The sequence below is a fragment of the Bacteroides sp. 3_1_23 genome (assembly GCF_000162555.1).
GTDB classification, from domain to species: domain Bacteria; phylum Bacteroidota; class Bacteroidia; order Bacteroidales; family Bacteroidaceae; genus Bacteroides; species Bacteroides ovatus.
Map to the genome: position 1 here is coordinate 433,502 of NZ_GG774954.1, position 21,405 is coordinate 454,906.

Below are 21,405 nucleotides of genomic sequence, written 5' to 3' on the forward strand. Positions count from 1 at the left end.
GATGCGCCGCACAAAAAAACGGCTGCGACGCCTAGTCTCTTTAGTGTTCGTGGCTGTGTGCCGGGATTGCATTGCTTGCGCTTGCCAGTCGAACCTGATAAGCACCCTCGGTCACTACACGGTCGCCAGCCTTTACACCAGTTAGGATTTGAACGCTTTTGCCGTTGTCGGCTCCTATCGTTACTTCCTGTTTTTTATAACCCTCTTCGTCCAGTTGCAGATATATGAAGAATATGCCTTGTTCCTCTGTCAGCGCGGTGCGCGGAAGAGAAATCACGTTTTCCATTGCTGAAGAAAGCAGGAATACCTCCACAAATGAGCCGGGAATCACTTCCCCTTTGTTGTCGAACTCAAAAGTGACAGGCACATAAAAAGAATTGTCTCCGGCAGCTTTTCCGAAAGAGAGAAGTTTACCGTTCAATGCTTTCAACTCGTACACCTGATTATTATAAGGAGTCTGGAAATTGGCGGAGCTGATGGTGCGGAGATACGGGTAATATTTTTCCGACACTTCGGCACGGAGGAAAAGACGACGGTTCTGCGTCACGCTTACCAGCGGTTGTCCGATTGTCACATAGTCACCTTCTTTCACGAGAATACTTTTCACATATCCGGCAATAGGAGCCGTAATGCTTTGGCCGATAGCCGAATGATTCTTGGAAAGAGCTTCGTAACTAAGACGGGCGTTTTCGTAACTTTGCTCCGCTTGTGCAAAATCCTTGTCGGATACGATTTTGTTTTTAACAAGCTCCTTCATACGTTCGTATTCCTTCTTGGATACCTCGTAGGCAATGCGGGCACGTTGCACCGGATCACCATCGGCGATATTCTTTGAAGAAATAGTGACTAGCGGAGTGCCGCTGCCGACGCTCATACCTTCCGTTACTTTTCCACGGAAAGATACCACGCCGGCTACTGTAGCTACGGCAACCGATTCATCCCCTTGAGCAGCCAGCACCTGTCCGCTGGTTTTAATCACTTGCTGGAAAGGTGCAGGTTCAATAACGCTCACCTTTACACCGGCTGCTTCAGCTTTCGCTTTCGGAAGAATGATTTCATCACTGTGGGCTTCGGCAGCTTCGTTGTATTCATCGGCTGCTTCATGATTGTGTTCTCCGCTACATTCGCCTTCATGGGAATGATCGGGTCCTTCTGCCTCGTGATTATGTTCTTCCGCGGCATGATCGTGTTCATCGTGTGTGTGTGTGACGGTACTATTATTACAGGATCCCAGCACGAATAAGCCCAGGATTCCCACGAAAATAAGTTTTTTCATAATGATATTTTCCTACTAAATTTTACTGTTTTCTTTTTACGCTACAAAGATAAGGTAGCGCAGATGCAACTAATTTGCATTTACGCTTTTACGCAAAAACAGAGTAGGGAGGGGCACGAAGAGAAGTGGTACGATGAGTATCCGTACCATGCAGAGAGTCTCGGTAAACGTAATAGTTTTTAATCCGTTTCTCTTGCGGTCGTAATAAATGCTCGATGATTACATCCGTGAATAAGGTAGCGATGAATACGTAATCCGGTCCGCTATCCGTATGTATGGATGGAGTGGGAGAGTAGAAACGAGTCATACATTCACTGCTGCAACATGAGTCGTTTCCCGGGTGATGATGATGCGTGGGACATTGCTGTTCTACAGGCAAGTCCTGCTTCATGCAAATCATTCCGTTGGGGTGATGATGATGGGGAATAACCGCTGCCACCAACATAATAATGTTGATAAAAAACAGCAGAGTTACTATAATTCGTTTCTTCCCTTTCATCCTTTCTTTTAGAGGTTATCCGCTTTTCAGAGCTTCAAAGTGCAAATATACAAATACTTTTATTTCGCCTGTAGCCGATACCCTCTTTTTATTATTTATTATTTCTTTTCCAGTTCTTGCAACGAATCCATTTTCTTCTTTTCGAGGAACTCATAGATACCGCAAAGATGTTCCGTCACCTTTTGATTACCGAACTCATACACCTTGGTAACCAGCCCGTCAAGGAAGTCACGGTCGTGTGAAACGACGATCAGCGTACCATCAAAATCCAGCAATGCCTGTTTCAGAATATCTTTCGTTTTCATGTCCAGATGATTCGTCGGCTCATCTAAAATCAGGAGGTTGACAGGTTCCAGCAATAATTTAATCATAGCCAGACGGGTACGCTCTCCACCCGAAAGCACTTTGACCTTTTTCATCGATTCCTCGGGACCGCCAAACATAAACGCCCCCAGCAAATCACGAATCTTGTTCCGGATATCCCCTTTGGCTACATCGTCAATCGTTTGGAAAACCGTCAGGTTTTCATCCATCAGCGAAGCCTGATTTTGAGCGAAATATCCGATTTGCACATTATGTCCGAGAGTCAATGTACCGTCATGCTCAATCTCCTTCATGATACACTTCACGAGCGTAGACTTACCCTCACCGTTCTTACCAACGAAAGCTACCTTATCACCACGCTCAATCGTCAGATTAGCATTGCGGAATACCACTTTGTCTCCGTATGTCTTTCCAACACCCTCCATGATGACCGGGTAACTGCCCGAACGGGGTGAAGGCGGGAATTTCAGTCGCAATGCAGAAGTATCCTCCTCGTCCACTTCGAGTAATTCCAGCTTCTCCAGCATTTTGACACGGCTCTGCACCTGCAACGTCTTTGAATAAGTCCCCTTGAACCGTTCGATAAACTCCTTCGTTTCAGCAATAAACTTCTGCTGCTCGTCATAAGCCTTCTGTTGCTGTTCGCGGCGGTCCTTGCGCAGCTGCAAATATTGCGAGTAATTTACCTTGTAATCATAGATACGTCCCATCGTTACTTCGATGGTGCGTGTTGTAATATTATCCACGAATTTACGGTCGTGACTAATTACAATGACCGCTTTCCCATTATTAATAAGAAAATCCTCCAGCCATTGAATAGATTCGATATCCAGATGATTCGTCGGCTCATCGAGCAAGAGCACATCCGGTTTCTGCAACAGCAATTTGGCGAGTTCGATACGCATTCGCCATCCACCGCTGAAATCACTCGTCTGGCGTTGGAAATCTCCTCGGGTGAATCCTAATCCAAGCAATGCCTTTTCCACATCCTCTTCATAATTAGTAGCATCGATTGAATAAAACTTCTCGCTCAAGCTGGACACTTCCTCGATCAGCGCCATGTAACTGTCGCTCTCGTAGTCCGTCCGTGTTTCAAGCTCCTTGTTCAACTTTTCGATCTGCGCTTCCATCTCATGAAGATGTGAAAAAGCCTGTGCCGTTTCGCCAAACACTGTTCTTCCGTCTTCCGTCATCAGATGTTGAGGCAGGTATGCTACTACGCAATCTTTGGGTGCGGAAACTTTTCCACGTGTCGGTTGCCGTGCGCCTGCCAAAATCTTCAGCAGCGTACTTTTTCCAGCCCCGTTTTTGCCCATCAGAGCGATGCGGTCTTTTTCATTAATTACGAAAGAAATATCACTAAATAAAGCAGTGCCGCCAAACTCTACGGCTAGTCCGTCAACAGAAATCATACTATTCTTTTAAATTGAGGCGCAAAGATAGCGAAATATATGAATATTTTTTATACCTTGCGGGCTGAAAAGGAAGATAGCTCTAAAAAAACAGATAAAAAAAACAATATATAAGCGATATGGAAAGCGAACAAATGAATGAATTCAGACCTTTAATTTTGGTAGCTGAAGACGATGACAGCAACTTTAAATTAATCAAGGCTATCATAGGCAAAAAGTGTGATATCGAGTGGGCTAAAAATGGCCAGGAAATGGTGGAGTTGTTTCAGCAACACCAGCAAAGAGCCAAAGCAATGCTAATGGATATTAAGATGCCGGTGATGAACGGATTGGAAGCAACGAAGATAATCCGTGAATCTAACACAGAAATTCCTATTATCATGCAGACGGCTTATGCTTTTAGCTCTGATAAGGAAAATGCAATGAATGCAGGAGCAACTGAAGTATTAGTGAAACCTATCACCTTGGGTATTCTCCGCACTACGTTGAGTAAATATTTACCCGATTTGCAGTGGTAAGATTGATTCTTACGAGATTTTTTTTAGTTTATTAAAAAAGTGCTTAAGCGTTAAAAACGTAAAAGCATGGAAAAGAAGTATGATTGGGTAGAAAAATGGTATTACTCTAACTTCATCTAATGCATTTGGATAAAATAAAATAGGCGAACCTCACGGTTGGCCTATTTTTGTTCGTCTCTGTTAATTTGTTAGAGTACAGAAACGACTCTATGTAAAGTCTCTCCTTTGAGAGATTTTAAGTTCATTATTTGTTTCCGCCAGCCCACCATACGGCCTCGCTATATACGTACTGTCCATCACCGAAAGCAGCTTTCACTTCAGGATTTGCCAATACATCGTCTGCTCCATAACCGAAGCGCAATGGGAATTTACTGCTGTTCTGCGGGTTTTTCAGTACAATGAAGTTTTCTCCTGCACCTTTCAGACGGCGGTAGTCATTATAGGCTTCCAGTGATTCGCCGGATGCGCCGAAGAAAGCAAGATACTTTTGTATCATTGTCTCTTGCAGAGGGTTGGTATCGAATAACGGTTCCACTTCATCCGTGAAATAGGCTTCTGCCACATCTGCACCCAAATCGCTGTCACCATCATATATCCAAGTGTCTGCAGCATCTATAATTGAATTTCCCAGATTCTCGAATCCGGCAGTGACTGCATCTTTCAAAGCAGTCTTAGCTTCGCCCAGTCTGCCTCCCAAACGGCACAATGCTTCTGCTTCAAGGAATTTCACTTCGTGATAGCTGATTAAAAGAGTAGGAGCCGACATAGCCCATGATATCATCGACATACCATAATTATTCTGCAACTCTTGCGGAGTTCCGTTAGGAGCCGCTTTGATGCCTGCGATGTCCGTAGCTTGCGTAGCTCCGTATCCATAAGTGATATATCCGGTAGGATCAGGTTCCAGGAACGCTTGCGGTGCTCTGGGGTCATTGCGCTCAACGAACTTTTCAATCAGACTTGCACTAGCTGCTAAACTGTTGCGGCTGTAGCTGAAGGACCAAAGCGGATTCAATTGCGAATCAGCATCGTAAACGGCCAACTTACATTCTTCACTTGCGTTGGCAAATGATTTGCTCACATAAGTAAGAATATTCTGAAGATCTGTAGTCTTGTTGGCACTTTTATTGAGCAGACGCATTGTATAACGTGCTTTTAACGCATAGGCCGTTTTAAGCCACATACTTGCCTGTGTACTGGTGTTTGAACCATAGATCAAGTCTTTAGAACCGACTGCACCGGATAAGCCCGTATCTTTGGCAGTACCGTTATTCAGTAGAGTGATGGCATCATCCAGGTTCTGCATTACTTCCTGATAGATACTTTCCTGTGTATCCATTTTAGGTTGCATATACATCGGTGTACCGTCCGGATTGAGGATACCTGTCTGGCTATACGGTGTGTTTCCAAACACATCGGCTGCCACAGCTCCATTGTAGGCGAGCAGGATTTTAGCAATCGCTTCCGTCACTACGTTTCCTTTTTCCGAAGGATCTTCTTCGCATTTCTTGATAACGATTTTAGCATTCTTGATATTTGAGTACACGTTGATCCATGCATTGTTGTAGGTAGTAGCCGTTGTGGGCTCTCCGCTGCGTACTTCCGCGCGGTAAAGCTGGTTGGATATACCCGTTTCATGTTCTATGTAAACAGAAGAATAGAGCGAGAAATCCCCTCCTACAGTGCTGAATGCAGTACTTACGCCTAAGTCCGTAATTAAGAACTTAGCGGGCGCATCCAACGGATTGTTAGGGTTTTCATTGATTTTATCCATTGCGTCTTCCGTACAAGCAGAAGCAATGGTAGCAGTCAAGAAAGAAACTGCCAGCAATTTTCCTATTGATTTATATTTTTTCATTGTCTTGCAGATTAAAATTTAATGTTGAAACCAAAGCCGAAACTAGCTGTTTGCGGCATTGAATAATCTTCAAATGCTCCTGCCATGTTGTTGTTACCCTGACTGGCTTCCGGATCGAGGTCAGGCAATTGTGCCCAGATCAGAATGTTTCTGGCAAATGCGTTTACAGAAAGTTCAATCGAACGTTTTTGAAGAATTTTGTAGTTGACAGCCACTTCACGCAGTTTGATGAAAGAGTTGTCATATACAGAAGATTCGTCGATGTCGTTCAAACGGCTGTAATATACCTGTTGTGCGTTTGCACCTGTGATGGCGATATCGTTTTTAGTTCCATCAGTTTTGTAGCCGTCAAAGATGATAGTACCATCACGGTTTTCCGTTCTCTTGCTGACACCATAGTAGTCTGCCAGTCCGGTTGTCCTACTATACATCTGACCACCCTGTTTCCAATCGAGCACTGCGCTGATTGTACACTTCCATAAGCGTAATGTGGTGTTGAAGCCCATCAGGAAGTCCGGAGAAACCTTACCGATAACCTGTGCTTCACCAGCGATAGGTAAACCGTTTTCGTCTACCAGACGATTACCATTCGCATCTCTCTTGAAGCCTACACCGTAGATGACAGGGAATTTCTCACCTGCTGAAGCGCGTACCTGCGGAGTAACGTATCCTCCCAGAGAGATATTCTCCACACCCGGTGCCAGTTCATCTACGTAGTTGTCGATCTTCGTCCAGTTGAATGCAAAATCCCAGTTGATATTCTTCGTCCGGATTGGATTGAAGCCAAGAGTGAATTCATGCGTGTTGGTATGAATCTTACCACCGTTGGTGAGCAGTTTGCTAGCACCGGTAGAAGAAGCCAAAGGCACTTCAAAAATCTGGTCTTTAACGTTCTGGCGTGAGTACGTATAACTGAATGTGATTAAGTTATCGAGGAAGTTCACGTCAGCGCCCACTTCATACGAACGTGTATTCTGCGGTTTCAGTTTCGGGTCGAAAATCGTGTAGTACGGAGTATAGGCGGTAGTACCTTTCATCGGGTACATGATTGGAGTTAACGTATAGAATCCACCTCCATACGTAGGAGTAGAGTAGTAGTTTTCAAGGAAATCCCCTGCTTGTCCTACTTCCGCATACGATACTCTCAATTTGGCGTGATTAACTATATTGTTTTTCAATGCATCTAATTCCGTCAGGATAAAACCAGCCGAAATAGAAGGATAGAAGAAAGAGCGGTTGTTACGTGGCATATTGGATACATAGTCCTGACGTCCGGTGAGGGTCAGATAAAGCATATTTCTGTAAGAAGCCGATACGTTACCGAAGAATCCCACCGTACGGTTTTTCCATGTCTCTTCCTCTGTCTGTTGAGTAGTGGCGTTGTTGATGTGGTTCCATCCCGGGAAGTTGTAGTTCGTACCATATTCATAATACTTCTTTCTGTTGCTTTGGATAATTTCGTTACCCACTACCGCGTTCAGTCCCCAGTCTTCATTGATATGCCAGTCGTAGTTGATGGTCAGCAATGAGTTGTATGTAGCATTTGTCCAGCCGTAGTTCTCGATCTGTCCGCGACCGCCACCGGTGTTGCTACCATATCCGTAGCTGTCTACATAGTGAGTGGTGTAAGCATCCACACCAACCATGTATTTCGCGTTCAACTTGTGGTTCGTTGTGCCGAAATCAGTCTGATAGCTTGCATACACATTTCCGAAGAAGCGGTTGGTATCTTCCGTAAATTTGTTGTTTTCCATCGCCCAGTAAGCGTTGTCAAAGCTGCCACGGAAAGAATTCTGTGTGTACGGGTTACCGTCTACGTGACTTGGAATACCGGCCAGATCATAGCTGGGAGGAGCTGCGTAAACCGTTCTCAACAGACCGTTACCGGAAGTCACTGCCTTGTCGATAGAAGTAGTGATATAGTTAGCTGTAAATCCGGAACTCCAGTTGTTAGTCAGTTTCGTGTCAGCACTAACCTTTACATTATATCTGTCCATACCAGTGCTTGAGATAATACCGTCCTGATGTGTATTTCCCAATGAGATAGAGTAGGAGCTTTTGTCGAGCATCTGCGCTACATTCAATGAATTGCTCCAGGTGATTCCTGTGTCGAAGAAGTCTTTTGCATTGTCATATGCCTGTGGAGTAGCCCACGGGTCAAGACCGGCTGCTGCACGCTGGGGAACATAATATTTTCCTTGTTGCTTACCGAACTTCTGCGTGTATTCGTTATCTGTGTTACCTCCATACGTTGCGTCGTTTGGAAGTTCGGAAATCTTAGGTCCCCAAGACGTTCCCGAAGTAGTGCTGAATACTCCACCCGAACCTTGTGCGTATGTTTTCTGGAACTCCGGCAGACGACCGACTACATCGAAGCTGACATTAGAAGAGAAGCTAACCTGCGGTTTGCCTTTTTCCAGTCCTTTACCACTCTTGGTTGTGATGATAATCACACCATTGGAAGCGCGGATACCATAAAGTGCAGATGCAGCCTGTCCTTTCAAAATGTTGATACTTTCAATATCATTAGGGTCGATATCTACCGCACGGTTGGCGAAGTCCGCTCCGCTCACACTACCATTGTTCTGAATGTCTGTGCTAACATCCGGCGTACTGGTCACCGGCATTCCGTCAATAACGTAAAGCGGAGTGTTGTCACCCGAGAAAGAACGTGCACCACGGATAGTGATCTGTGAAGAAGCTCCCGGCATACCACTTGAAGGCTTCACGTCCAAACCGGACACCTTACCTTGCAACGCTCCCGCCAGATTAGAGTTGGCAGCTTGCGTCAGTTGATCCGATTTTACGTCCTGAACGGCGTAACCCAGTGCTTTTTTCTCGCGTGAGATACCCATGGCTGTCACCACAACCTCATCCAGTGCTTTCGCGTCGTTTTTCAAAACAATTTTTATCACTCCCGGTTTGATGGAAACGTCCTGCGAAATCATTCCTACATAAGAAACGCGCAAAGTTTTAGCAGAACTTGGTATGTAGAAGTTTCTGCCTTTATCATTGTTAATAGTTCTTTAACCCTTTTGAAGGTGCAAAATGATAAAAAGATACCGTTTTGGAGGCAATAATGTTCACTTTTCCTTGAAAAGCCTGATTTTGGTGCTATCTTTATGATAGAAATTATCTTTTAAAATATGCTAAATCGGAAAGGTATTATTTTAATCTATCAGTTTTTGAATACTTCTTGCTTTCAAAACGATACTTTTTAGTTAAATACGTAACACTTTTTTCGGTTTGTCATAATTAGTGTTATCTTTGCAACCTGTTAGAGACAAAAAATCTGTTTATAGGTTAAATTTAAGAGAGAATTTATGAAAAGAAAATTGATGTTCTTAATGACCTTCCTTTTTATAGGTATAGGTCTAGTGACAGCGCAAACATCCAGAGTTACCGGTTTGGTTACCTCTGAAGAAGATGGGCAACCTGTCGTAGGTGCTTCAATATTGGTGAATGGCACTACCCTTGGTACTATCACTGATATTGACGGTAAGTTTACAATCACGAATGTACCAAGTTCTGCTAAGACTTATTGATTTTTCTTTCCTCCTTTCCTTCTGCTTTTTTTCTCCTATCTTGTTGTTTTTCAATGTTTTTGTTTCGGATTTTAAAAATTAACCTATTCTTCCGGTTTCTTTTATTGAAACTTCCTTTATCAATTTAGTAGTCTTTGCTTCTCATTGATTTTTGAGAAGGGATTAATATTCTACCCAAATTTTTAATAAATTTCCCGGTGTTTTTCTTTATCTAGGCGTTTTTAATATTCGTGTTTTGGAGGTATGAGTTAAATGTTACAATCTAATAGTGATTGAAATTATGAGTGATAGTAAAGAAGAATGCAAAAGACTGCAAGTATAAGTTGTCTGACACCCGGGTCTCATGATGCCTGACACCCGGGTGTCAGCATACCCAACACCCGGGTGTCGGTATGTATGAGACCCGGGTGTCAGATAACCTAGTTCTACTAACTAAAATAAAGGTAAAGCCATACTATTTAATTTGCATTAGAACAAATCAAATTTACGTCTCTGCAAAATGGGATTTTCAGCTTGTGTTATTTTATTCCGCCACGATCACTTTGATGTCATAACCTATGAAAAGTCCGCTCTCTATAACACCGGTGATTGCCTTCAGTTGTTCTTCGAGCGAAGAGTCGATGTAGTTGAAACGGGTGTCGAGGATAAAGTTGCCGTTTTCTGTAAAGATAGGTCCGTCTTTGCCACGAGCGGGACGAAGAACAATCTCCGAGGCACCCAGCCGCTGCAACTCATGCTCTACATAAGTCAGTGAGTCCGGAAAGACCTCTACAGGGATGGGAAATTTGCTTCCCAGCTGATTCACACGCTTGCTGGGGTCGATGATGATGAACGTTTTGCGGCTGCTTCTAATCAGTAGTTTCTCTTTGAACATCGCTCCGCCACGTCCCTTAATCAAGTTCTGTTGCGGATCTACTTCGTCCGCTCCGTCGAATGTCCAGTTGGGGCGTTTGTTCCAGAGGGTAGTTTGGGGGATGCCTAGCTGTATGCAGGTCATCGAGATTTCTTGTGAGGCGGGAATCACTTCGATATGCAAGTACTCTTCACGAATTCGTCGTGAGAGTTCGAACAGAGTCAGGTAGACTGTAGAGCCGGAGCCGGCTCCTATCACATCTCCGTCTTTTGCCGTGGCGGCAATTTCACGGGCTACGTGTTCTTTTGCCTCCCGGTTGATGATGGAGTCCGACCATTGCAGGTGTTTTATCAGGTGATTTTTCCAATCCATAAATTTGCGTTCTAAATCGTTTTCGTTTTAAGTTCCTCTTTTCTATATAACGAATTTGTGAATCTGTTTGTTTGTTCGTTTCAAATTCAGAAGGAAAAAACTCATTAGCGGCAATTCAATCATTTAAATCGTTAATAAACGATTCGTTAATTTTTAACTTTATTGCGTTAAACGTTAACGAACATCTGCTTTTTATTAAACCGTGTTATAAGTTAGGCTGCTTTGGCCTGAAAATTTGGAGATGACCGAAAAGTCCGTATCTTTGTACTGTGTTTTTCATAGTATTAGATTTAAGGTTAACAAAGATTGGCTGTCTGGGATAGATAGCCTTTTTTTGTCCCTACCATTCCTTACAGAATCAGCCAGATGGCAATGATGTGCCCGATGCTGCCTCCCAGACAAAACAAGTGGAAAGTGGCATGCATATAGGGTTTGCGCAATGAATAAAAAACAGCTCCCACAATATACGAAACTCCTCCGCCAATCAGCCACCAGAAAGCGGTAGTGGCTCCCAGTTCTCCCAGATGATCTAACAAAGGTTTCATGGCTACCAATATACAGGCGCCCATACCTACGTAACAAGCCGTTTCGAGATTGCTGTGTTCTTTCAGCTTTTTGAAGCTAAGAATGAAACCGGCGATAGCCGACAGCCAGACGAAAGCGAAGATTCCCCATCCCCATCCGCCGGCATGCCGCAGAACGAGCAGGGTAAAAGGAGTGTAGGTTCCGGCAATGTGCAGGTAGATAGCTCCATGATCGAATTTGCGGAGCAACTCTTTCAGTTTCCCCGGACGGCTGCCGTGATACCACGTAGAACTGATATAAGAGGAAAGCATCCCCGCCAGATAGACGGATACACAAGCAACTGCCCACTGCGGTTCCATATTCTCGGAAGCCTTTTCCAATAGGAAATATCCGGCCACGATTCCAAGCAGGATGCCTATTCCGTGGCTAAGGGTATTTGCCCATTCTTCTATATGATTGTATCGTTTGTTCTTCAATGTTCCTTTTTTTGAATGGTTAAGTCACAAAAAATGTTGAGTCGCAAAGATACTTTATTTTCTGTAAAGCGTTTCCCTCCTTATTCTTTTTTTAAAATGATTTTTCCTCCATATTGTCCTGCCACTTGCTTGCGGAAATCAATGAATGCCGCATATTCATCCGGACTGTAAACCCCTTTGCGCATAAACAATCGGTGAGTGATGTAGATTTCCTTATCTTTCACCTGAATACCGGAATGGAAACTGCCGAACTTGCTTTTCACGTCAAGCGGTTTCGGAAGTCCTTCGATTACATATCCTTCCGGCAGTTGGATGCGGATGCTGTCGGTATCTGTGTATCCGTAGTTGATGTAAATGGGATAGGTGCGCTTCGTCACAGGAGGAACACTGAATTCTTTTCGGAACACATTGGTGGGGATAAACAGACGGTTGCCCGTTTTATGCCCGTATTGATTGCTGGTGGCAGTGTAGTCGAAGGTGATAGACGGATTGGGCTCCTTGCACTCGCTGATTTGCAGGTTCTGAATATCGGCTTGGGATAAGTTGATGCTTGAACGGATGCGGTCTTTCTGTTTGTTAGGCTCCAGATAGACGATGCCTGCTTCATTCTCATATTGGAAAATCCGGGAGATTTCGTTCACCTCTATCCGTGCCTCGGCTGTGGGGGAGAGGGTGATGTTGGCAACGATGTGCTGCGTGTTCAGTGAGTCGGGATAGGTGGGCAGGCGATACATCTGGCCGCCGGTCGGTTCGATGAGTAAGGCGTCGTGTCCCGCAATGTCTTGGTGGACATAACCGAAGGGAAACGATGGGTTTGTACATTCCAGCCAGAGCGTATCTTGGGGAAGTGGAACTTGTAGGATGACGTGATTCATCTGGTTGGCACTGGAGAAGTCCGGTAGTAAACGCTCGTTGGTGGTGCTGATGACTGTATAAGTGGAAGCAATTCCCAACTCTTTCAGCATGGCGCGGGTGTAATTGGACAATCCTTTACAGTCGCCGAATCCCGTGCGGCAAACATCGGCGGCGGCAATGGGCTGTAAACCTCCGATGCCTAGTTGGATGCTCACGTAACGGGTGGTTTTGGCCAGATAATCGTAGATTGCTTTCACCTTGTCCCGGTCGGTAGTGCAGTGGGCTGTCAGTTCGTGCAGTTTGGCGCGGAAAGGTTCGGTGAGCAGGTCGCGCCCGTCGAGCAATCGGTATTGCCATTCTCCGTACTTTTGCCAGTTGCTCATATCGCCTTCCGACTTGTCGTACTTGAAGGCGGAAGGCGCAAAATAGACACGTGGAAACAGTTCAGTAAAATCCGGTCCGAAAGGTTCTTTAATGATGGGAGAGAGTTTGGAGGCGGTGGCTTCAATCACTTGCTGTCCGTTGGCTCCGGTGGATTCTTTTACCTGGATTCCTTTTCCTTGCGTGTTCAGTTCACGATATCTGCATCCTTGTCCTGCGGGCAGTTCGATCCGGTAAGTCGCTTTTTCCACACCTTGGTTGAAGTCTGCCAGCGGTATAAAGGGGGGATAGCCGATCAGACCGTTGTTGCACTTCACTTCCCATTCGTATTTCACCGTGAAAGGGAGAGAAGGATAATTGCATTCGTAAAAATAAAAATAATCATCCGTGCTAAGCGAGGAGCTGTATTCACTTTTCTGTAGTTCAGATTTCTTTATCTTACGTACACTTTGTCCATCGGCATTGATGATTTCCCCGGAGAATTTCTGCAAAGAACGGAACATATCACATCCGCAGAAGAAATGTGCAGCTTCCAACCCCTTACGGTTGAGGATGGTGATTGTCAGGCTCTCTTTTTCTATGGATTGGGTCATAGATTTGCAGAGAACCTCTGTGCGTGCTTCAACGATAACGGAATTGGCATCCTTGAGAATATCCTGTGCACATGCCGGCTGTATGTGCAGACTTAGGCAGATAAGGACACAGGACAGGCTGAATGCCCGATGTGTCATTTGCTTCAGGATGAGATAGCTGGAACGGATCATCGGTATAGATAGGTAAAGTTTATATTTTCTTGAGTACGATCAGCGCATTATTTTTCTCGATCACTTTAGTCCACAGTTCTTGTAGTTGTTTATATTGTTCGGAAAGGAATATATATCCCTTTAAGTGGAATACATAATTGAGCAGGATTGTATTTCCCTGTTTCTGAATCATATATTTGCATTGCAGGCCGTCTCCTTCCGACCGGATGGCTTGTGGTTGGGGGAGTTCTTCCACTTCGTAGCCTTCGGGGAGAGTCAGCGTAGACAACATCGTGAACTTGTACGGATATGGAAATTCGATGGGGAGCACCCGTTCCGTCTGGATAAACGGATTACTCTTTAGTTGCGGAAAGAGCATCGGATTGATATAAAGATGATTGTCCGTCCGGTTGACTTGCAAGACGAAATCGAATTCTTCTTCTATCAGTGCCCAGTCATTTTCTTGTTTTTTCACTTTCAGGTTGGTGACAGTGAGTTGCTCTTTCTGACTACTGATCTTGTTTTCGGGATTCGAGACGAGGCTGTCCTGCTTATGTTTTGCATTTGCCTGATACTCTACAGCTTCTTGTCCGTAAAGAACTGTGCTGCGATGTCCTTTCACCTGATCTCCTTCTATTCGGGCATCGATTTTCATGAAACTTTTGTTGTTGGAAAGAGTCATCACATTCACCCATTTATTCTCTTCTTTCTCTTTCCGGGAAAGGATGCGTGCTTTGTTTACAGACAATTCAAGCGGTAATATATTAAAGGCAGGTACGTCCATAGAACTGTCTAAAAATACATATTTTTGTTTGTTTATATCGTGGATAGCAACAAAGAACGTATTTAGTTTTTGCAGAGAAGGAAAGTTGTACGGCAGCATACCTGATGAACGTCGGCTCATAACCACCGGATAGGCCTCCAGTCCAAAGTCTTTCAGGATGCTGATAAGGATGAAATTCAGGTCGGCATTACTGCCGCTTCCTTTCTTGATTACTTTTTCGAGCTCTTTGCTGTAGAGCTGATACCGTCCGTTCCAGGCCATTTTCTTTTTGAGCACCTGGAAGGCGCAGATGATTTTCTCCTCGAAATTCATTTCGCTGTTGTAGGCTTGTTTGGTTTCAGGGCGGAAAGGGTTGGTGAGTGAGAGGTGTTCGCCGAACTGTATATTTTCCGGTTTGAGCAACTGCTTGTCTACATCTTCCCATTTCTGGCTGTATGGTTTGTATTCATTGGGGGTGAATTGAGTGCCTTGCAGATCGAAGCTCACTTGCACCTTATAGTCTTCCGGACACCAGCAGTAGGATTCGTCCTGACGGATAGCCGGAAGGTTGCGTGAGATAAAGGTGGTTTCTTGTGCCGAAACGGTGAAGTCTTTGCTGACTCCACCCGCACCGGAGCCTTCACGTTCTGTGGCATGAATGGAGGAGTCTCTTTGCTTCACTTGTATGTAGTCCTTTCCCCGGAGTTCGATGTTGTAGATAAACACATGCGGGATGGTGATCTTATACTGGTTGTAGAGCATCGGGAGTTCTTCCTGCATCATCCAGTTGTCGATGTGTGAAAAATAGTCGGAGTAGAGTTTGTAGTGATATTCGATGACAGTGCCTTCTTTGACAGCAGGCAGAGAGAATTTTAGCATTTTATACAGGTTGTTGATCCGCTCGAAAGAGATGGATTCCCGCTTCATGGGTGTTTTTATGCATTTCCCGTTTTCCATATTGTAGGAGCAGCCTTCTATCTCACTGGCTCTTTCCTGTCCTTCATCTTTATCGGTAGGAGAGTAGTAGGGAACGGACACGTCGGCGTATGACACTCCTTGTGGTTTCAGGATTTTGATGCGTACCCAGTGCTCGGTAGTTAGTTGAAAACCGTCATGGTAGATGAAGTCACTTTGTCCCTGATGGAAGAGATAAATAGCCGTAGCGGTGGTGTCCGGGGCATAAGAGGTGAGAGACAGTTCTTCTTTGGAGGGTTTTCCGTATTTCAGATTGGGCTCTATGGTGGCTGTTGTGGCTTGCTGTGGGTAGACAGGCGACAGGAGCTGTAATAGAAATGCGCAGAGAATGAATAGTTTTCTCATAATTGTGTTTTTTGTAGTATGCTCACAAAGATAAAAAAAATAGAGAAAGGTGTACCGCCTTTCTCTATTTTAATTTTGTTTTATGTATAAAATATATTATACCAAATGTCCGATCCATTCTTCGCGGTCGCCGGGGAGAAGGTCGATAACGGGAACTTCTACCATCGTGTAGCATCCCGGTTGTTGCTTCATGGAAGCGCGTGCCACGCATACCAGTACTTGTGCGGTCAGTGCGGGGTTGTTGATACGCATATTAAATTCGAACAACTGGTTCTGTGTTTTGCCGGATACACCTTTGCGAGTCAGATTTACACCATGACCCATGTCCAGCAGGGCGTCTACACTCGGAACGAGTTTCACGTGTGTTTCATCGTTCACGAAGTAAGGATCTGCTTTGATGGCAGCGGCTACTTCTTCGAATTTATATCCGTCTTTCAGTTCGATGTATACCATGCGGCGGTGGATTCCCGTGCCGGTCGGAATGGTCATGGAAAGGGCAGCTTTCACTCCGTCAATCGCTTTTACGGCTACTGTGTGTCCCATGCTCATACCGGGACCAAAGTTGGTGTAGGTGACGCCTTTCGGAGCAATTGCTTCCAGCATGGTGCGTACGATGGAGTCGCTTCCCGGATCCCATCCGGCAGAGATGATCGATACGGCTTTATGTTCTTTGGCGGTAGCATTCAAGGTACGGCGCAGGTCTACGATACCGGTGTGGATATCGAAACTGTCTACCGTATTAATCCCCATCGCCAGATATTCTTTTGCATATTTTTCTACGCTGCGGGTCGGCGTGCAAAGAATAGCTACGTCTACTTCTCCCAGCTCTTTTATGTCCTTCACTACTGCGTAGTTTGCTAACTCTTCCGGTTTGTTCTCTGCTCCTGCACGACGAATGACTCCGGCTATTTCGAAATCAGGTGCCGCCTGAAGCGCTTCAAGTACATAATGTCCAATGTTGCCATAACCAACGATGGCAGCTCTTACTTTTTTCATTCTTTTCTTGGTTTTAATGAACAAATTTCTTTCTTTTGCTTGCAAAAGTAAACAAATTACTACTAACTTTGGTTCATCTGCTTTAATATTTTTATTTTTTTCATATTCTTCATATCTAATGTACAAAAGAATAATCTGTGAAAATCAGTGTAATCTGTGGTGAGAAAGTTTTATCTTTGTCCCTGTTATGATAGAATATATTAGAGGCGAACTTGCCGAACTAAGTCCGGCAACCGCGGTGATCGACTGTAACGGGGTGGGATATGCCGCCAATATATCTTTGAATACCTATTCGGCTATTCAGGGAAAGAAAAGCTGTAAGCTATATATTTACGAGGCGATTCGTGAAGATGCGTATGTGCTCTACGGATTTGCCGAGAAACAGGAACGGGAGATTTTTCTATTATTGATTTCCGTTTCCGGAATCGGTGGGAACACGGCTCGTATGATTCTTTCGGCTCTCTCGCCTGCCGAACTGGTGAACGTAATCAGCACCGAAAATGCGAACATGTTGAAAACGGTGAAAGGCATCGGGCTGAAGACTGCGCAACGCGTGATTGTCGACCTGAAAGATAAGATAAAAATAATGGGTATGTCTGCTGCCGGAGGGGCTTCCGCAGGTTTGTTGTTACAACCTGCCAATGCGGAAGTGCAGGAAGAGGCGGTGTCTGCATTGACGATGCTAGGCTTTGCTGCTGCGCCTTCACAGAAGGTGGTGTTGGCTATCTTGAAGGAGGAGCCGGATGCTCCGGTAGAAAAGGTTATCAAACTGGCTTTGAAACGTTTGTAGTATGAAGCAACAGAAGATATATATGAAAGCATGGCTGGACGCTCACGGTCGTGCAAAAGCAGTGGATACGGATGAATGGTATCTGGATTTCGCTAACCAGCTATTGCCGTTGGTGGCAGATTCTTTTATATATGGTGGGAGAGAGTGGGAGGAAGACCAGAAGCGAGTGGCTTTGACGTGTGCCCTGTATTTGGAAGATTGCGTAGCAGACGGAGGAAATTGGCGTCAGTTTATTCATTGGCACCGGAAAAGCTACGGACATTATTTACCTTTTTACGCACTGACGGGAGAATATTTGCCGGACGAAATTAACCGTGAAGATGTTGTTTTCCTTTTGTGGGCCATCAATTCTCCGGTTGGCGATGATTTTGATGGAGTAGAGAACCCGATGGATGCGGATTTGCTGGAGTTTGCGGATGCGCTTTACAACCGTTTGGATGCTGCGTTCGAATCGGCTCCTATCAGCGATTATCTGGCAACGGACTGGCTGATGGAAACGGAGCTGATGCAAAAGAAGCGGATGCCTCTGCCGGTAGCTTTGCCGGGAGAAAAAATGCCTACCAACGTAGAACGTTTCCTTGAAGCAAGCAAAGGTGAACCGCTTTTATATTTTGACTCTTACGATGCGCTGAAATTTTTCTTTGTGCAATCATTGAAATGGGAGGATGAAGAGGATTCTTTGTTGCCTGACTTAAAGGAGTTCGGTAATTTCGTGGTTTTTGCCAATCCGAAAGGGTTGTTGATCGGTCCTGATGTAGCCGAATATTTTGCAGACAAACGTAATCCGCTCTACAATGCCGAACTGGCTGAAGAGGAAGCATACGAGCTGTTTTGTGAAGAAGGTTTGTGTCCGTTCGATCTGCTGAAATATGGAATGGAACACGATTTGTTGCCGGAAGCACAGTTCCCGTTTGAGAACGGAAAGGAGTTATTGCAGGAAAACTGGGATTTTGTGGCTCGCTGGTTTTTGGGTGAGTATTACGAAGGAGAATAAGAATTATAAGAAATAAGTACTGTTTATATAAGTGCTGTCTATGCCAATCAAAAAAAGTAACAATCCTTTTGCCGGAAAGACAAAGTCTGCAGTCGGTAAAAAGAAGACGACCGGAAAACGGGTCGGAAAATCAAAGCAGGAAAAGGCTAATAATCAGTTGAATAGAAGGATAAAATAAAGGCGTGTAGACCACGCCGTTTTTGGTTATCAGGCTACGCCGTTTGATGATGGCAGACTACGCCTTTTCTCCCTACCAGGAAACGCCTTTTCTCTCACGCAGAGGATTAAGAGTCTCATTATGCATTTGACGGGAATAGTTGTCGTTTATGAAAAATAACAACTATTCCCGTCTATTTTATTATTAACCAATGGCTTTTTCTGGTGGATGGCTTTCCTTTTACTAATCGGTAATTTCTTCCTGTGCTTTCCGTTCTTTCTTCTTATTGATGAATCCGATTTTCAGGTTGGCTTCCTCTTGTTCTTTTTTAATCTGTTCCATGGCCGAGAGGATTTGTGCTAATTCGTAAACACCTGCTGCGGCCTGGCGGTCGGTTGGACTCATTGTCGTTTTATAGGTGCGGTCGCCTATATATTCCACACGGATATTTTTGTCTTTATTGAGATTCAGGAATTCGATCACATTTCCGTCTTCCCCTAGTTTGTAGTCAGCTTTTTCTATTTTCTCGTTCATATCCGTTGTCTCGTAGCTGTCTTTGGAGCTTGGAGTTTCTGCAAAACTGCCGTCAGGAGCAATCACTTTCACTTTTGTATGGTGAATATTGCCGGCACCACAGTAGATGGAAGTCATACTCATTATACCTTGCTCGTTCACTTGGAAGCGGAGGTACGAACGGTGCATATTCTTTTCAATGGTCTGTGTAGGCCAGAGATAGTTGCCGACTTGTTGATATTCGGCATCTTTTTCTAGTTTGAATTTGTCCTTGATGGCATTGAATTCTTCTGTCTTTGCCTGAAAGGCGCTATCCAGGTAAGCAAGCGTTTTTTGCTGTGCCTTTGTTTCAACATCGAGCATCAGTGCCTGTCCCGCCTTACGTGCTTCGAACGCTTTGGGATAGAGAATCTTGATACTGTCAATTTGTAACTTAGCTTCTTCATAGTCGCCACGTTCGTAGGCAGCCTTGGCAACCATCAGTTTTTCATTGGCTTTTTTCTCAAGGCCATTTCCGCAGGCAGCTAATGCCAGCGTACCACAAAAGAGGATAATCAGTTTTTTCATCACAAATTCTATTTACTGGTTTTATTAGCGGCAAAAATACAAATATATCCCTTATTTTTGTAATTTTGTCCCCTCAAAACTTATAACTAAAAAGAATGATAGAGTTGACTCAAGAGGAATTGAAGCAGCATTTTAGCGAACCCATCTTCGGACAGATAGCCGAAACGGCTGATACACTCGGTATGGAGTGTTATGTGGTAGGTGGTTATGTTCGTGATATTTTTCTGCAGCGTCCCTCTAAAGATATAGATGTAGTAGTTGTAGGAAGTGGAATTGCAATGGCGGAAGCCCTTGGAAAACAGTTGGGACGTGGTGCTCATGTTTCTGTTTTCAAGAATTTCGGAACAGCACAAGTAAAATATAGAGGCACGGAAGTAGAGTTTGTTGGTGCACGTAAAGAATCTTATCAACGGGATTCGCGTAAACCTATTGTTGAAGACGGCACGCTGGAAGACGATCAGAATCGTCGCGATTTCACGATCAATGCTCTGGCCGTATGTCTCAATAAAGCACGTTTTGGTGAATTGGTAGATCCGTTTGGAGGTTTGGAGGATATGAAGGAAAAGACAATCCGCACTCCCCTCGACCCGGATATTACTTTCAGCGATGATCCCTTGCGCATGATGCGTTGCATCCGTTTTGCTACGCAATTGGGTTTTTACATTGACGATGATACTTTCGAATCGCTTTGCCGGAATAAGGAACGGATTGAAATTATATCCCGTGAACGTATTGCGGACGAACTGAATAAGATTATTCTTTCTCCAATCCCCTCAAAAGGATTTATTGATTTGGAGCGTAGCGGTTTGCTGCCGTTGATTTTTCCGGAATTTGCTGCCTTGCAGGGTGTGGAAACACGGAACGGACGTTCCCATAAGGATAATTTTTATCATACGTTGGAAGTGCTGGATAATATCAGCAAGAAGACTGATAACCTTTGGCTGCGTTGGGCTGCTTTGTTGCACGACATTGCCAAACCTGCCACGAAACGTTGGGAGCCTAAAGCGGGATGGACGTTCCATAATCATAACTTTATCGGTGAAAAGATGATTCCGCATATCTTCCGCAAGATGAAGTTGCCGATGAATGAGAAGATGAAGTATGTACAAAAGCTGGTCAGCCTGCACATGCGCCCGATCGTTATCGCAGATGATGTGGTGACAGACTCGGCTGTACGCCGTCTGCTCTTCGAAGCGGGTGATGACATTGACGACTTGATGATGCTTTGTGAAGCGGATATTACTTCCAAGAATATGGAACGTAAACAGCGTTTCCTGAATAACTTCCAGTTGGTTCGACAGAAACTGAAGGATTTGGAAGAGAAAGACCGTGTCCGTAATTTCCAGCCACCTGTGAGCGGAGAAGAAATTATGGAGATTTTCGGCTTGGAACCTTGTCGTGAGGTCGGAGTCTTGAAGAGTGCTATCAAAGATGCAATCTTGGATGGAGTGATTCCGAATGAATATGAGGCGGCTCATGCTTTCATGCTGGAACGGGCAAAGAAGATGGGAATGACGCCTATTCGCTGATAGAAGGACGGAACAGATATAAAATCAGGCATCGTAATCCTATAGTATTCAGACACTGATTTATGCGAATCAGTAGTTGAATTGGAGTAAAACAAGGCAGGAATGAACTAATCTTAGTTCTTCTAAGATTTAATTGGTA

Annotated in this window: 17 protein-coding genes; 6 read left to right on the top strand and 11 right to left on the bottom strand. The window is 44.6% G+C overall.

Features of this window, described 5'->3' with window-relative positions:
* Positions 1 to 40 precede the first annotated feature (40 nt).
* The 3 genes from HMPREF9010_RS07135 to HMPREF9010_RS07125 all read right to left on the bottom strand — a co-directional run bounded on the left by HMPREF9010_RS07135 (position 41) and on the right by HMPREF9010_RS07125 (position 3,511).
* Entirely contained in the window at positions 41 to 1,276 is a 1,236-nt protein-coding gene (locus tag HMPREF9010_RS07135; protein WP_008650313.1) for an efflux RND transporter periplasmic adaptor subunit, read from the bottom strand.
* Between the two features lie 88 nt (positions 1,277 to 1,364).
* Positions 1,365 to 1,775 (bottom strand): DUF6769 family protein, encoded by a 411-nt coding sequence (locus HMPREF9010_RS07130; RefSeq protein ID WP_004306814.1) that lies wholly within the window; start codon positions 1,773 to 1,775, stop codon positions 1,365 to 1,367.
* A gap of 98 nt (positions 1,776 to 1,873) precedes the next feature.
* The gene (locus tag HMPREF9010_RS07125; RefSeq protein ID WP_004311684.1) at positions 1,874 to 3,511 is read right to left on the bottom strand and encodes an ABC-F family ATP-binding cassette domain-containing protein; all 1,638 of its coding nucleotides are present in this window, start codon (positions 3,509 to 3,511) and stop codon (positions 1,874 to 1,876) included.
* Positions 3,512 to 3,630: 119 nt separating this feature from the next.
* On the opposite strand from HMPREF9010_RS07125, the gene HMPREF9010_RS07120 reads away from it, so the two are divergent.
* Positions 3,631 to 4,029, top strand: a complete 399-nt coding sequence (locus tag HMPREF9010_RS07120) for a response regulator (RefSeq protein WP_004297972.1) — start codon at positions 3,631 to 3,633, stop codon at positions 4,027 to 4,029.
* A 244-nt stretch (positions 4,030 to 4,273) separates the two neighbouring features.
* Here the strand turns inward: HMPREF9010_RS07120 and HMPREF9010_RS07115 are convergent, their stop codons facing one another.
* Together HMPREF9010_RS07115 and HMPREF9010_RS07110 are read right to left on the bottom strand one after the other, a co-directional pair.
* Positions 4,274 to 5,887 carry a SusD/RagB family nutrient-binding outer membrane lipoprotein gene (locus tag HMPREF9010_RS07115; RefSeq protein ID WP_008650316.1) on the bottom strand — a complete coding sequence of 538 codons (1,614 nt, stop codon included), beginning with the start codon at positions 5,885 to 5,887 and terminating at the stop codon, positions 4,274 to 4,276.
* Positions 5,888 to 5,898: 11 nt separating this feature from the next.
* Complete coding sequence (locus tag HMPREF9010_RS07110) at positions 5,899 to 8,877, bottom strand: SusC/RagA family TonB-linked outer membrane protein (protein WP_255342295.1); 2,979 nt, start codon at positions 8,875 to 8,877, stop codon at positions 5,899 to 5,901.
* Between the two features lie 333 nt (positions 8,878 to 9,210).
* On the opposite strand from HMPREF9010_RS07110, the gene HMPREF9010_RS07105 reads away from it, so the two are divergent.
* On the top strand, positions 9,211 to 9,432 hold the full coding sequence (locus HMPREF9010_RS07105; RefSeq protein ID WP_004297975.1) for a carboxypeptidase-like regulatory domain-containing protein: 222 nt from the start codon (positions 9,211 to 9,213) through the stop codon (positions 9,430 to 9,432).
* 523 nt (positions 9,433 to 9,955) lie between these two features.
* On the opposite strand, the gene rpiA is transcribed toward HMPREF9010_RS07105, so the two are convergent.
* The 5 genes from rpiA to HMPREF9010_RS07080 all read right to left on the bottom strand — a co-directional run bounded on the left by rpiA (position 9,956) and on the right by HMPREF9010_RS07080 (position 16,716).
* Positions 9,956 to 10,657 (bottom strand): ribose 5-phosphate isomerase A, encoded by a 702-nt coding sequence (gene rpiA, locus HMPREF9010_RS07100; RefSeq protein ID WP_004297978.1) that lies wholly within the window; start codon positions 10,655 to 10,657, stop codon positions 9,956 to 9,958.
* A gap of 350 nt (positions 10,658 to 11,007) precedes the next feature.
* On the bottom strand, positions 11,008 to 11,658 hold the full coding sequence (trhA, locus tag HMPREF9010_RS07095) for a PAQR family membrane homeostasis protein TrhA (protein ID WP_004297979.1): 651 nt from the start codon (positions 11,656 to 11,658) through the stop codon (positions 11,008 to 11,010).
* An 80-nt stretch (positions 11,659 to 11,738) separates the two neighbouring features.
* Positions 11,739 to 13,658 carry a transglutaminase domain-containing protein gene (locus HMPREF9010_RS07090; RefSeq protein WP_004310052.1) on the bottom strand — a complete coding sequence of 640 codons (1,920 nt, stop codon included), beginning with the start codon at positions 13,656 to 13,658 and terminating at the stop codon, positions 11,739 to 11,741.
* A 19-nt stretch (positions 13,659 to 13,677) separates the two neighbouring features.
* Positions 13,678 to 15,720 (bottom strand): DUF3857 domain-containing protein, encoded by a 2,043-nt coding sequence (locus tag HMPREF9010_RS07085; protein ID WP_008650324.1) that lies wholly within the window; start codon positions 15,718 to 15,720, stop codon positions 13,678 to 13,680.
* A 96-nt stretch (positions 15,721 to 15,816) separates the two neighbouring features.
* Complete coding sequence (locus tag HMPREF9010_RS07080; RefSeq protein ID WP_008650328.1) at positions 15,817 to 16,716, bottom strand: diaminopimelate dehydrogenase; 900 nt, start codon at positions 16,714 to 16,716, stop codon at positions 15,817 to 15,819.
* Between the two features lie 187 nt (positions 16,717 to 16,903).
* Here HMPREF9010_RS07080 and ruvA point away from each other — a divergent pair, with 187 nt between their 5' ends.
* From ruvA to HMPREF9010_RS26385, 3 genes are read left to right on the top strand one after another with little or no spacing between them, the layout of a single operon-like run.
* Positions 16,904 to 17,506 (top strand): Holliday junction branch migration protein RuvA, encoded by a 603-nt coding sequence (ruvA, locus tag HMPREF9010_RS07075; protein ID WP_008650331.1) that lies wholly within the window; start codon positions 16,904 to 16,906, stop codon positions 17,504 to 17,506.
* Between the two features lies 1 nt (position 17,507).
* A complete protein-coding gene (locus HMPREF9010_RS07070; protein WP_008650334.1) occupies positions 17,508 to 18,500 on the top strand; it encodes a DUF3843 family protein in 993 nt (330 codons plus the stop codon).
* A gap of 40 nt (positions 18,501 to 18,540) precedes the next feature.
* Positions 18,541 to 18,678: a hypothetical protein gene (locus tag HMPREF9010_RS26385; protein WP_008998781.1), complete on the top strand. Its 138-nt coding sequence runs from the start codon at positions 18,541 to 18,543 to the stop codon at positions 18,676 to 18,678.
* 222 nt (positions 18,679 to 18,900) lie between these two features.
* Here the strand turns inward: HMPREF9010_RS26385 and HMPREF9010_RS07065 are convergent, their stop codons facing one another.
* Positions 18,901 to 19,737 carry a hypothetical protein gene (locus tag HMPREF9010_RS07065; RefSeq protein ID WP_004297988.1) on the bottom strand — a complete coding sequence of 279 codons (837 nt, stop codon included), beginning with the start codon at positions 19,735 to 19,737 and terminating at the stop codon, positions 18,901 to 18,903.
* 95 nt (positions 19,738 to 19,832) lie between these two features.
* Here HMPREF9010_RS07065 and HMPREF9010_RS07060 point away from each other — a divergent pair, with 95 nt between their 5' ends.
* Positions 19,833 to 21,266, top strand: a complete 1,434-nt coding sequence (locus HMPREF9010_RS07060; protein ID WP_004297989.1) for a CCA tRNA nucleotidyltransferase — start codon at positions 19,833 to 19,835, stop codon at positions 21,264 to 21,266.
* Positions 21,267 to 21,405 lie beyond the last annotated feature (139 nt).

What these genes read in the sequence shown, in the direction of transcription:
- HMPREF9010_RS07080 (WP_008650328.1), bottom strand. Translation starts at nt 16,716, where the DNA reads ATGAAAAAAGTAAGAGCTGCCATCGTTGGTTATGGCAACATTGGACAT.
- HMPREF9010_RS07130 (WP_004306814.1), bottom strand. Translation starts at nt 1,775, where the DNA reads ATGAAAGGGAAGAAACGAATTATAGTAACTCTGCTGTTTTTTATCAAC.
- rpiA (WP_004297978.1), bottom strand. Translation starts at nt 10,657, where the DNA reads ATGGATTGGAAAAATCACCTGATAAAACACCTGCAATGGTCGGACTCC.
- HMPREF9010_RS07090 (WP_004310052.1), bottom strand. Translation starts at nt 13,658, where the DNA reads ATGATCCGTTCCAGCTATCTCATCCTGAAGCAAATGACACATCGGGCA.
- HMPREF9010_RS07070 (WP_008650334.1), top strand. Translation starts at nt 17,508, where the DNA reads ATGAAGCAACAGAAGATATATATGAAAGCATGGCTGGACGCTCACGGT.
- HMPREF9010_RS07085 (WP_008650324.1), bottom strand. Translation starts at nt 15,720, where the DNA reads ATGAGAAAACTATTCATTCTCTGCGCATTTCTATTACAGCTCCTGTCG.
- HMPREF9010_RS26385 (WP_008998781.1), top strand. Translation starts at nt 18,541, where the DNA reads ATGCCAATCAAAAAAAGTAACAATCCTTTTGCCGGAAAGACAAAGTCT.
- HMPREF9010_RS07065 (WP_004297988.1), bottom strand. Translation starts at nt 19,737, where the DNA reads ATGAAAAAACTGATTATCCTCTTTTGTGGTACGCTGGCATTAGCTGCC.
- HMPREF9010_RS07125 (WP_004311684.1), bottom strand. Translation starts at nt 3,511, where the DNA reads ATGATTTCTGTTGACGGACTAGCCGTAGAGTTTGGCGGCACTGCTTTA.
- HMPREF9010_RS07060 (WP_004297989.1), top strand. Translation starts at nt 19,833, where the DNA reads ATGATAGAGTTGACTCAAGAGGAATTGAAGCAGCATTTTAGCGAACCC.
- HMPREF9010_RS07120 (WP_004297972.1), top strand. Translation starts at nt 3,631, where the DNA reads ATGGAAAGCGAACAAATGAATGAATTCAGACCTTTAATTTTGGTAGCT.
- HMPREF9010_RS07105 (WP_004297975.1), top strand. Translation starts at nt 9,211, where the DNA reads ATGAAAAGAAAATTGATGTTCTTAATGACCTTCCTTTTTATAGGTATA.
- ruvA (WP_008650331.1), top strand. Translation starts at nt 16,904, where the DNA reads ATGATAGAATATATTAGAGGCGAACTTGCCGAACTAAGTCCGGCAACC.
- HMPREF9010_RS07115 (WP_008650316.1), bottom strand. Translation starts at nt 5,887, where the DNA reads ATGAAAAAATATAAATCAATAGGAAAATTGCTGGCAGTTTCTTTCTTG.
- HMPREF9010_RS07135 (WP_008650313.1), bottom strand. Translation starts at nt 1,276, where the DNA reads ATGAAAAAACTTATTTTCGTGGGAATCCTGGGCTTATTCGTGCTGGGA.